Here is a 10,091-nt window from a genome sequence, read left to right on the forward strand (position 1 = left end):
CGCTAAAAGGAGATTAAAATGATTGAAAGCGATGTTATAGACAAAAGTGGAAATTTCATAGCTGGGGCTGATAAATGGGGAACTTTAAGCGTGACTGTGTTTTTTGTGATTATCTTTTTGCTTTTGATTGCGGGGTTATGCTACTTTATGAAGTTTTTGTTAGGTGAGATAAAAAGAAGTGTTGATGAAAACACAAAAGCTACAAGAGATAACGCAACTCTAAACAAAGAAATAGCCAAAGGCATAAGCGAATCAAACCAAAACACCTCCAAAAACAAAGAAGTAGTGAATAAAATTTCAATTAAACAAGATGAAATTCATGAAGATGTAAAAGAGATTTTACGTCTTACAAAAAAGTAGAAACAATGTCGCAAATACTGACTAAAAAGATTTGCAAAAACTTTATTTGCTTAATTAATCAAAATTTAAACAAGGAGAGATAATGGCACGAGTATTAAGTAGAACTGGTTTAAAGGTAGGCATAGAAACAACATCAGGCACTTACAAAGAACCTACTCAAGTTTTAAAGGTTACTTCAAATATCCAACCAAAGGTTAGCTTTGATGAAGTTGAAATTCCAAATTTTGGCTTTTTTGGAGGGGCAAAAGATGTTGTAACCATAGCTGATTGGGGACAAATGGAAATAGAAGCCTCAACTTGCCTTTATAAAGACATTAATTTTTATGATAATTTGTTTTTGATGTGTAACCTTAAAAGTAAAGAAGACACTACTAAAAAAACTATCACTTACACACCAGATACTCACTCGCCAACTACTGGAAGTGTGGATCTAATTTTGCCTGATAGGAAATTTAAAGGCAAAGGAGCAAAGGCTGGATTTTCAATAAGTGGCAAAGTTGGCGATAAATTAGAGATGAAATTTAACATTAAAGCTGCATATGATGGTGAAGTGGTTGAGCCTCAAAGTATAACTGATATTAAAGCTGGTGAGGCTTTACTAATAAGACGCTTAGGAGCTATGAGTTTAAATGGGGTGCAGATTAATCTAAGTGAGTTTAGCTTTGATATGGGAAATGTTATTAACTATGAAAAATTTACAAATATCGGTGAGTTTCATATGAGTGATTATGAACCAAAGCTAACTTTAAAAATGCGTCTTGAAAGTGGTGGTGAGAGTGGCTTTAGAGAGTTTGCAAGTGGCGATGTGATGAGTTTTGAGGCTATTTTTAAAGATAGCCTTGGTAAAGACATTTTTAAGCTTAGCATTCCAAGAGCAAAGATATCTAAAACACCTGAGTTTGATGATATGGATGGTATTTATGTAATAGAGCGTGAGTTTTTGGCATTAAGTAATAAAGGTGATGATAATTTTAGTTTAACTTACTATAAGGAGTAAAAGATTTAAAATCTAGGCTACGCGGTAGAAAAATTAAATTAAAAAGGATAAAGAAATGATAACAACAGAATATAAAATAAATTTAAAAATAGATGATGAAGTTTTTGAGTTAAAGATAAAAGATCCAAGCAAAAAGGAAAAACAATCCTTAGAAGCTAAAGCAAACGAAAGCATGAAAACCTTAAACGAACTTCAAAATTTAAATGATGAGTTAAGTCTAAATGAGAGCATTATAAAAACAAACAGTGATTTAATTAAGCAAAACTCTGCCTTGGATAAAACTAAGCTTTTACTAGAAAACAAAGAGCTTTTAATAAAAAATGCAGCCATTAAAAAAGATCTTTTAAGTTTGCAAAACCAAGATGATATATCAGCAAACCTAGAAAGACTTTTTAGACTTAGAAGTGAGCTTTTTATTAGTGGTGGGGATAAAGAAAGGTTATTTAAAACCCTTGATGAAAAAGGGGTGAGATATGAGAGCTTATGGGAGCATTTAAATAAAGAGATTTTAAAGGAAAACGAAAAAAAGTAACTAAGCTTTGTAAATTTATAATCCAGCTTTATAAAAATAAGGAGTTTCCACCAACTCCAAAGAGCAAGGCTGATAAAGAAAATTTAGAAAGCTTAGGTGTTGTATTTTTAGATAGTGAGTTTGAGACTTTGGTAGTAAAAATCTTTTTAAACTCACTTAAAAGTCAAGATTTTGGATATGAGATGGAGTTTTTATATGTTAGGGAAATTTGCTTAAAGCATGGTCTTGATATAGAAATGATTTGGGAGATTTTAAATAAGATGCTAAATGCGCTAAATAGTGAGCTAGTAAGGAAAGCTAATGTTTAAGACTAAAACTACTGCAAAAAATACAATAGAAAAAATACTATATGAAAATATCTTTTTAAAGTCGCTAAAGTTTGATCTTGGCTCACCCTTTTTTGGAAAAACAATTACGGCTAAAATAAAAAGCGCTATAAAAAGCGTTAATATTCCGAAATTTGGAACTAAAATCATTTTAAATCCTTTTATTCATTATAGCAAATTTAGGTTGAAAAAATGAAAAATTTAAATATAAAAATTTCAGTTGATAGTGCAAATGCCAACTCAAATGTCGATAAACTAAGTAAAAGTTTTAAAAACTTAAAAGATCGAGTGGACTTTGGAGCTCATTTATCGCAGTTTGCAGCTGGACTAAGCGCTTTAAGTGAAAGCATTGCAGGTGTGATAGATAGGTCTTTTGAGCTAGCTGATAGTTATAAAAGCCTTGTTGCAAGGGTTAATCTAGTAAGTAGCTCAAATAACGAGTTTATCGCTGGAATGCGTGAAATTTATGCTATCTCTCAAAGCACCGCATCAGGTTTTGAAAGCACTGCGGGACTTTATACCTCACTTAAAACAGCTACCCAGAATTTAGCTATATCACAAAAAGATCTATTAGGTGTAACTAAGACAATTAATCAAACTTTAACAATAAGTGGAGCCAGTGCAAGTGCTTCAAGTGCTGCGTTGATTCAGCTATCTCAAGCCTTTGCAAGTGGAGTTTTAAGAGGTGATGAGCTTAACTCCATACTAGAACAAAGCCCACGCCTTGCAAGAGCAATAGCTGATGGTATGGGTGTCACAGTTGGAGCGTTAAGGGATCTTGGTGCTCAAGGAAAACTAACAGCCGAAGAAGTTTTTAACGCATTGGCTAGTCAAGGGCAAGCAATAGATAGTGAGTTTTCAAAGATGCCTTTAACCATCAGTAACGCAAGGGTTAAAATCTCAAACTCACTTTTAAGCTTAGTAGGAGATCTTGATAAAGTAAGTGGGGCAAGTAGCGGCGTAGCAAGTAGTTTGGATTATTTTTCAAACTGGGTAGATAGAAATAAAAGTAAAATAATTGAGTTTGGAAGCGATACATATAAAAGTTTTCAGTTAATTGGCTCAAGCTTAATTTTAGTAGTAAATGCAGTTAGGGAGAGTTTTTTAAGTGCAGTTACTTTAGTAGCAAGTGGGGTTAAAAATCTAAGTGATAGCATAAATAAAACAATTAACTCTATCTTAGAAAAAGTTGAGACTGCAATAAATTCTTTTAATAATTTCATTGGAGTTGGTGAAATAAGCTTAGGCAGGGTTGATGTTGGAACAAACATCAATTTAGATGCTTTAAAGGCTGAATTAAATAACGCAAGAAAAACAACAGATGAAATTTTTAAAAGTATTAAGACCCAAGTTATTGATATTGCTAAAGATAGCACCGCTGAAGTGAATATTGAGCTTGAAAAAATAAAAGTAAGCGATATTAAAAACAAAGTAGATAACTCTAAAGCACTTATTAAAGCCCCTTTAAAGGGTGTTAAAACAAAGCTTATTGATCCTAAAAAAGAGTATTTAGATAGATTAAACAAACAAATCGCTTATTATGATGCTATAGATGACTTAGAAAACAAACGCCTTAAACAAAGAGAAAAAAGATCTTTTGAGTTAAAAGAACTAGGATTAAACGACCTGCAAATCGCTGAAAATTTAGCTAAAGAAGAGCAAAAGATAAAAATAGAAAAAGATTTAGAATACTTGCGATTTAAAGAAAGGTATTATGAGCTTTTAGGCGATAAAGTAAAAGCAAGCAATTACCGCTTAAAAGGGCGTGAAATAGAGATGAGGCGTGATGGATACTCAAACTCTGAAATCTCAGATGCACTTTATGGTAAAGATGCAAGAGATCAAAACTATGAGAATTTAAACAGTTCTATGGGTTATGACCTAGGCATAACTAATCAATTTCAAAACAGACTTAATGCCCTTGATGAGTTCCAAGCCATGGAAGCAGCAAGAATTGAAGCTCACTATGCATCACTTGAAAACACAGAAGCAAATCATAGAGCTAAACAGCTTGAGCTAGACAGACTTGGGATGCAATACCGAATGAGCATAGCTGGTGCTGGGTTTGATGGCTTAGCAAATTTAGCAAAGATGTTTTATGATGCAAGTGGTGGCAAAAATAAAGCAGCTTTAAGAGCTTATCAAGCCATGATGGTAGGAAAAGCTATTGTAAATACCTACACCGCTGCAACTAATGCTTATGCCACAGCTGGAAATCCAATCTTAGGTGCTGCTCTTGCAGCTGTTGCAATAGCTCAGGGAATGGCTCAAGTTGCAATGATAAAAGCACAAAAATTTCACACAGGTGGACTTGTAGGTGGTGGATTGGGACGTGATGAAGTCCCTGCTATTTTACAAACAGGAGAGTATGTTTTAAGTAGGCGTGATGTGGCAAATTTAAAGGATAATTCTAAAAATGAGAGTAATGATGGTGTTGTGATAGTTAATACTTTAGATAGTGCTGTATTTGAGCAATGGGCAAATAGTAGAAATGGAAAAAGGGTTATAAAAAATGTTATATCAGGGGAGTAAAAGATTTATGGATTTAAGCCAAAATTTTGAAAATCTAGGCTCAGCCATAGTGAAATTTCCCAAGTTAAAAAATAACTTAGGATAAATTCGGCGTAGTTGTGCTAATCGTGGTGAACTTCCAAACGAGCTACCTTTTTGGTAGTGAGTGCAGGAAGTTTGCCAGGATTAGTGCAAATCCGTCACTATTTAGAAGTTTAAAGAAAGGATTAATATGTATGTAGAAGGAACTTGCACTGGAATGTTTGAACTACTTGAAGTTATAAAAACTACTGCAATTAGCGCTGGGTGGAAAGTTGTAGGAGAAAAAGAAGTGCTTTATAATGATATTCCAAGAGATGCAAAGTATTGCATACCAGATGGAGATATTTACTCAATTAAAGCAAATAAAACAACACCTTCAAGAAGCAGTTTTAGGGTTATTATGCCAAGGGGATTTAAGCCATTTAGTCTAAGTTATGAGAAAAATAGTCAAAATAAAGGCGTTACACTTTATGGGGTTTTATTTGACCAAACAAGAGAGCTTATATTTAAAGAAAACCTGGAAAGTAATGCAGCAATTCCAGTACCATTTAATGAAAAAGAATACATTCAAATAGAAGCTATCCCAAATGGTGGTGAAATTTATGACTTTCATCTAAATTTGCAAAGTAGCTCACCAATTTTAGAAAAAGAGATTTTTTTACATAATAATGATGATGTAAATAATGTTTTTTTAAACTTTAAAGCATTTATTGAGCACATTGATAAAACAAATTTGATGTTTGGAACCTCTACTGGATATAGCCCGGATTTTAGCGTTGAAAAGCAAATAAACACAAAAATCGGCTATTTATACGGCGATGATAAAGAGATGGAATATAAAATAAGCATCAATAATAGCCGTATAGTTATCATCTTAAAAATCCATCACCCAGGCGATGTAGATCAAAAAAATGAAGTTTGGCAGTTTGCATATCTTGGAAGGATAAGAATTTATGGCGGAGAGTGGGCTTTGCCTGATTGTAACGCTGTAATTTGCTCTGGCTTTGAAAGTCTTAGATGGAGTGAGTTTGTAAAAGCAAATATTCAAAAACCTTTTTTAAATGCTGGTGGAAATTTTATAGAGATTTTAAGCACTGCTTTTTCAAGCCCTACTCAAAACCCACAAAACTGCAACATAGTAGCCCCGCCAAATAAAAGCATATTTTCAATGCCTATAATTTGTTATGATAATTCAAATATTTATGGTGAGCTTGATGGGGTTATAAATGTGGTTTTACCCGATGGGGTAAATAATGGCGATGAGATAAGTATAGATGATAAGCCTTATACTGTTATATCAAATGGTATTGGGTTTAATAAATTTGACGCATTTGCTGTCATAAAGGAGTAAAAATGGAGTTTCAAAAAATAGAGTGCCATTTAAGAAATGAGCTTTTACTCCAAATAAAAACACTTTTATTAAAGCATAATTGGCAAGTTTTAAAAGATGAGATAGATACTCTTTGGGTTATAAATAGCTTAGGAGATGCTTTAATGTTTAAATTAATTGGCTATAGAGATGATCCAAATTATGGCAGTTCTGATAGATGTAGTATTTATATATCAAAAGGGCTTGATTTATCTAAAAAAGACTATGAACAAAATTTAAGTAAAGAAATGTGTTGGTTTAAGCTAGGTAGTGGCAAGTTTGAGTTTGAGGGTGGATATTTGTTTGCTGATGAAAAAGACTTTATTATGTTTTTAGATATTAACAGCTATCAAAAACTCATATTTTTAAGCTCATATATAAATAAAACACATGATTTTAATGGCGGAAAAGTTGCTTATTCCTCAAATTGGGCTAGTTGGTATAGTGGCTATAATTGGGCTAGTAAAAATAGCAACTTTTTAGAAGCTAGTTATAATGCTCCTTTTTCAGATAAATATGGTGGAAATTTAGCAATGGAGCTTGGCGGTAAGATGTATTTTCAAGGACCAGAAACCTATAAAAACGATTTAAATAAAAGAAAAATCACCACAAATTTATACACCCCCGATGAGTATAACGAAATAGCCTCTATAAGCGCAATTCCACTTTTAAGAGTTGGAAAGTCTCATTATAGTGGGCTTTACACTTTGATAACGCCAAATATCTTTTATAAAAATAATATAAATAAATGGGTTCATGCAGGAGAGCTTAGCAAAATTAGAGTTTTTAAAGAGGTTGATAAGTTTGAAACAGGACAAATTCTTCACCTTGGAAGTGAGAAATTTATAGTTTTAAGGTATTCAAAAACACAAGATTTTGGAAATAATTATTATATTATGGCGGTAAAAATTGTATAGTGATATAAGCTTAGCAGGATATTCAGTTTATAAAAAAAGAAACTATGAAATATCTCTTTTTAGTTTTTATAAAAACTCATCATTAATAAAACACAACTTGCCAACTGCTTTAAAACAAAAATTTAAATTTGCTGGAAGTGGAAAAATAAGCTCGGTTTTTACCTACCATGACAAAGCCATGTGGGCTTATATCATTAAAAAGGATAAAAACAACAAAGAATTTACCACCACTAATAGAAGCTTAGATTTTGAGATGATAACAAGTGATAAAGTGCTAAAGCTAAGACTAAGGAATGCTGATGTTAAAGACACTACTTTAGAAAACATTGATATAACATCAAGTGGCATCACAGTTCATGGCACTAAAATAGGCGATATTTATAAGCCAAATCAGTGGCGTGAAGTTAGCATCATAGCTTTGGCTGTTGGTGATATAGACGCTAGCGGGGTAGTAAATTTTATCTTTACAAATCAAGTTATAACTATTTTAATCAAAGGCACAAGAGCTGTTGTTTTTAGCTATAGACCAGCTTATAACTACACTGAAAGCAAAGTCTATAAAACTTCCATATTTACATCCCAAAATGGCAAGGAAGTTCGCTACTCTTTGGCTGATGGCTTTAAGAAAAAAGTTAGTTTTAGTGTTGCTTCAAAAGAGATCGAAAGTGGCGTGGGTGAGATATTAAGTTTTGCGATGCAAAGGTATTGTTTAGTGCCTTTATGGAATAGCACTGCAATTAGTAAAACAAGTGGAACACTAAATATATTAACTTGTGATACCACTTTAAAAGAGTTTGATAAATACCTTGTAGTTTGGAGAAATTTCAAAGACTATGAGTTTGCAAAGATATTAAATCTAGACGCCGATAAAATAACAATCGACAAGCAAGTAAACATTAATAAAGGCGATTTTATAATCCCACTACTTAAATCAACACCTAAGCAAAGTCTAAATTATAGCGTTTTAACAAGTGAAGTTAAGAGCTATGAGTTAGAGTTTATGGAGCTGTTATGATGAGATATTTAAATAAAGATATTTGGTTTAAAGCCCCTTTAATCAAGCCTAAAATCACTCTTAGTAACAACTACTTTTTAGTTGGTAAAAATAGACAAACTAAGTGGAGTATAACGCCAAATGCTAGGATAATAAGCCATAACTACTATGTGCATGATTTAAAAGAACTTAGGGAGTTTGAGAGCTTTTTTAATGATAAGAAAGCAAGGGTTAAAAGTTTTTTCATACCAAGCCACACAAAAGATATTATCTCTTTAAAAGCTCCAAATGGTGTAACTTCATTTAAGGTAATTAGCTCAAACAAACCTTTTTGGATCTACAATCAAACAAGGCATTTAATCTTTAATAGGAAATTTGCTAGTCAAATTTTAGATATTAAGCAAATCCAAGATTATGAAGAGATAGTTTTAAAAGACCCCCTACCTTTTGAGATAGATAAAAACACATTAATTGAAGAGCTTATAAATGTTAGATTTAACCGCGATGAGATAGAGTTTATAAAAAGTGGTGCGGTTGGATTTAAAACAAACCTAGACTTTAAGGAGGTATTTTATGAATGAGCTTTATGAGTTTATCTTAGAAAATGAAGTTATTTATTACACATCAGACTTAAATGACATAGTGATAAATAATCATACTTATAAATCAGCCAGTATCTATATAAGTGAGCTTTCAAAAGATAGTTTAAACGATGATGCGGTAATTGTTTGTGAAGCATCAATTTATCCTATAAATTTGTTTAAATTTTTTAATCCAAGCGTAAATGTTTATGTGAGGATCTTAAAAGAAAACGGCGCTCAGATTTTTGTTGGGCGGGTAAAAGATTGTGAGTTTAGCTTAAATGATGGAAAAGCAACTATTCGCCTTGCTACCTTAGGTGGGCTTATGAAAACAAAAATCCCAACTAGAACTTATAGTAGAAACTGCTCATTTGAGTGCTTTGATAAAAATTGTGCGTTAAATAAAGATAAATTTAAACTAACTCTTTTAGGAAGTCAGTGTGAGATAGCAAAGGATTTTATGAGTATAAAGTCCCCTTTAATCAAAGCAAAGCCACTTAATTATTTTAGTGGTGGATATGTTGAGTTTAATCGCCAAAGAAGTTATATCACAAAAAGTGAGGGTGATACGATTTATTTAATGTTTCCTTTGGCAAATTTAAACTCTACAAGTGTGATAAATTGCTACGCTGGGTGTGATAAGCTTTTAAAAACTTGTAAAAGTAAGTTTAATAATGGGGTAAATTTTGGTGGATTTGCGTTTGTGCCAAGCAAAAATCCAATTACAGATGGATATTAAGGAGTAATTATGTTTTATGCGATCATTGCAGCAATCACTGCAGTAGCCTTAGTTGCAGTATATCTTATGATGCCAACTCCAACTATGGATAATGCCTCATCAGCTGGGCTTGATGATTTTAACTATCCAACAAACTCAAATGGCAGGGTTGTGCCAGAAGTTTTTGGGACATGTCATGTAAGAGGAAATGTTATCTGGTATGGAGATTTAAGAAGTTCTGAAATAAGGAGTTAAGATGGGAAAAGGAAGTAGCTCTAAATCTCAAGTTATAGGCTTTGCCTACTTTTTAGGACTGGCTTATGCCCTATGCACAAAGGTTGATGAGCTTTTAGAGTTTAGATTAAATGGTGACACAGGTGCAAAGCCAAATTTAAAAGGGTGTGGAAGTTTTGAAGCTGTTACAGGAAGAGCTCAGCCAACTCATGGAAGTGGCAATTCAAAATCAACTATTCATTTTTATGATGGAACGCAAAAATTACCTAATGAGTATCTAAGTGCTCAAACAGGAGAGAGTTTAGCCTATAAAAATACCGCTTATTTTGTATTGAATGGATTTATTGGCGATAATGTAAGAAGTGCGCCAAATTACTCGTGCGTTGTAAAAAGAACATCTTTAACTAATTGGGATAAATACAGTGGTGCATTTGATGAGATAAATGGTGATGTTAACCCAGCGTCTGCTTTATGGTATATGCTAACTTCCTTAATCGGACTTGATAAAAA

Annotated in this window: 12 protein-coding genes and 1 pseudogene; all 13 read left to right on the forward strand. The window is 32.7% G+C overall.

All coding sequences use genetic code 11. From position 1 onward, the window contains the following. The first annotated feature begins 18 nt into the window (after positions 1–18). Complete coding sequence (locus tag O6B72_RS08870) at positions 19–360, forward strand: hypothetical protein (RefSeq protein ID WP_016647283.1); 342 nt, start codon at positions 19–21, stop codon at positions 358–360. Between the two features lie 82 nt (positions 361–442). After that, entirely contained in the window at positions 443–1,357 is a 915-nt protein-coding gene (locus O6B72_RS08875) for a hypothetical protein (RefSeq protein ID WP_269492917.1), read from the forward strand. Positions 1,358–1,412: 55 nt separating this feature from the next. Then, the gene (locus tag O6B72_RS08880; RefSeq protein WP_269492919.1) at positions 1,413–1,889 is read left to right on the forward strand and encodes a hypothetical protein; all 477 of its coding nucleotides are present in this window, start codon (positions 1,413–1,415) and stop codon (positions 1,887–1,889) included. A gap of 128 nt (positions 1,890–2,017) precedes the next feature. Next, positions 2,018–2,197 (forward strand): hypothetical protein, encoded by a 180-nt coding sequence (locus O6B72_RS08885; protein ID WP_114675028.1) that lies wholly within the window; start codon positions 2,018–2,020, stop codon positions 2,195–2,197. Then, the gene (locus O6B72_RS08890) at positions 2,190–2,411 is read left to right on the forward strand and encodes a hypothetical protein (protein ID WP_269492921.1); all 222 of its coding nucleotides are present in this window, start codon (positions 2,190–2,192) and stop codon (positions 2,409–2,411) included. The genes O6B72_RS08885 and O6B72_RS08890 overlap by 8 nt, the downstream gene beginning before the upstream one ends. Continuing rightward, the gene (locus O6B72_RS08895; protein ID WP_269492923.1) at positions 2,408–4,747 is read left to right on the forward strand and encodes a tape measure protein; all 2,340 of its coding nucleotides are present in this window, start codon (positions 2,408–2,410) and stop codon (positions 4,745–4,747) included. Before O6B72_RS08890 ends, O6B72_RS08895 begins: the two co-directional genes overlap by 4 nt. A 211-nt stretch (positions 4,748–4,958) precedes the next feature. Then, positions 4,959–6,119 carry a hypothetical protein gene (locus O6B72_RS08900; protein WP_101637720.1) on the forward strand — a complete coding sequence of 387 codons (1,161 nt, stop codon included), beginning with the start codon at positions 4,959–4,961 and terminating at the stop codon, positions 6,117–6,119. Between the two features lie 2 nt (positions 6,120–6,121). Next, entirely contained in the window at positions 6,122–7,054 is a 933-nt protein-coding gene (locus tag O6B72_RS08905; RefSeq protein ID WP_114675026.1) for a hypothetical protein, read from the forward strand. Continuing rightward, entirely contained in the window at positions 7,047–8,069 is a 1,023-nt protein-coding gene (locus tag O6B72_RS08910; RefSeq protein ID WP_269492925.1) for a hypothetical protein, read from the forward strand. Before O6B72_RS08905 ends, O6B72_RS08910 begins: the two co-directional genes overlap by 8 nt. Continuing rightward, positions 8,066–8,629 carry a hypothetical protein gene (locus tag O6B72_RS08915; protein WP_269492927.1) on the forward strand — a complete coding sequence of 188 codons (564 nt, stop codon included), beginning with the start codon at positions 8,066–8,068 and terminating at the stop codon, positions 8,627–8,629. Before O6B72_RS08910 ends, O6B72_RS08915 begins: the two co-directional genes overlap by 4 nt. Beyond that, on the forward strand, positions 8,622–9,368 hold the full coding sequence (locus tag O6B72_RS08920; protein ID WP_269492929.1) for a phage BR0599 family protein: 747 nt from the start codon (positions 8,622–8,624) through the stop codon (positions 9,366–9,368). Before O6B72_RS08915 ends, O6B72_RS08920 begins: the two co-directional genes overlap by 8 nt. Positions 9,369–9,377: 9 nt before the next feature. Beyond that, entirely contained in the window at positions 9,378–9,602 is a 225-nt protein-coding gene (locus tag O6B72_RS08925; RefSeq protein ID WP_114675056.1) for a hypothetical protein, read from the forward strand. A gap of 1 nt (position 9,603) precedes the next feature. Next, a pseudogene (locus O6B72_RS08930) lies at positions 9,604–10,091 on the forward strand (phage tail protein); the annotation flags it as partial.

It is taken from the genome of Campylobacter ureolyticus, from assembly GCF_027277485.1.
GTDB lineage: Bacteria > Campylobacterota > Campylobacteria > Campylobacterales > Campylobacteraceae > Campylobacter_B > Campylobacter_B ureolyticus_B.

What these genes read in the sequence shown, in the direction of transcription:
- O6B72_RS08870 (WP_016647283.1), top strand. Translation starts at nt 19, where the DNA reads ATGATTGAAAGCGATGTTATAGACAAAAGTGGAAATTTCATAGCTGGG.
- O6B72_RS08875 (WP_269492917.1), top strand. Translation starts at nt 443, where the DNA reads ATGGCACGAGTATTAAGTAGAACTGGTTTAAAGGTAGGCATAGAAACA.
- O6B72_RS08880 (WP_269492919.1), top strand. Translation starts at nt 1,413, where the DNA reads ATGATAACAACAGAATATAAAATAAATTTAAAAATAGATGATGAAGTT.
- O6B72_RS08890 (WP_269492921.1), top strand. Translation starts at nt 2,190, where the DNA reads ATGTTTAAGACTAAAACTACTGCAAAAAATACAATAGAAAAAATACTA.
- O6B72_RS08895 (WP_269492923.1), top strand. Translation starts at nt 2,408, where the DNA reads ATGAAAAATTTAAATATAAAAATTTCAGTTGATAGTGCAAATGCCAAC.
- O6B72_RS08900 (WP_101637720.1), top strand. Translation starts at nt 4,959, where the DNA reads ATGTATGTAGAAGGAACTTGCACTGGAATGTTTGAACTACTTGAAGTT.
- O6B72_RS08905 (WP_114675026.1), top strand. Translation starts at nt 6,122, where the DNA reads ATGGAGTTTCAAAAAATAGAGTGCCATTTAAGAAATGAGCTTTTACTC.
- O6B72_RS08915 (WP_269492927.1), top strand. Translation starts at nt 8,066, where the DNA reads ATGATGAGATATTTAAATAAAGATATTTGGTTTAAAGCCCCTTTAATC.
- O6B72_RS08920 (WP_269492929.1), top strand. Translation starts at nt 8,622, where the DNA reads ATGAATGAGCTTTATGAGTTTATCTTAGAAAATGAAGTTATTTATTAC.
- O6B72_RS08925 (WP_114675056.1), top strand. Translation starts at nt 9,378, where the DNA reads ATGTTTTATGCGATCATTGCAGCAATCACTGCAGTAGCCTTAGTTGCA.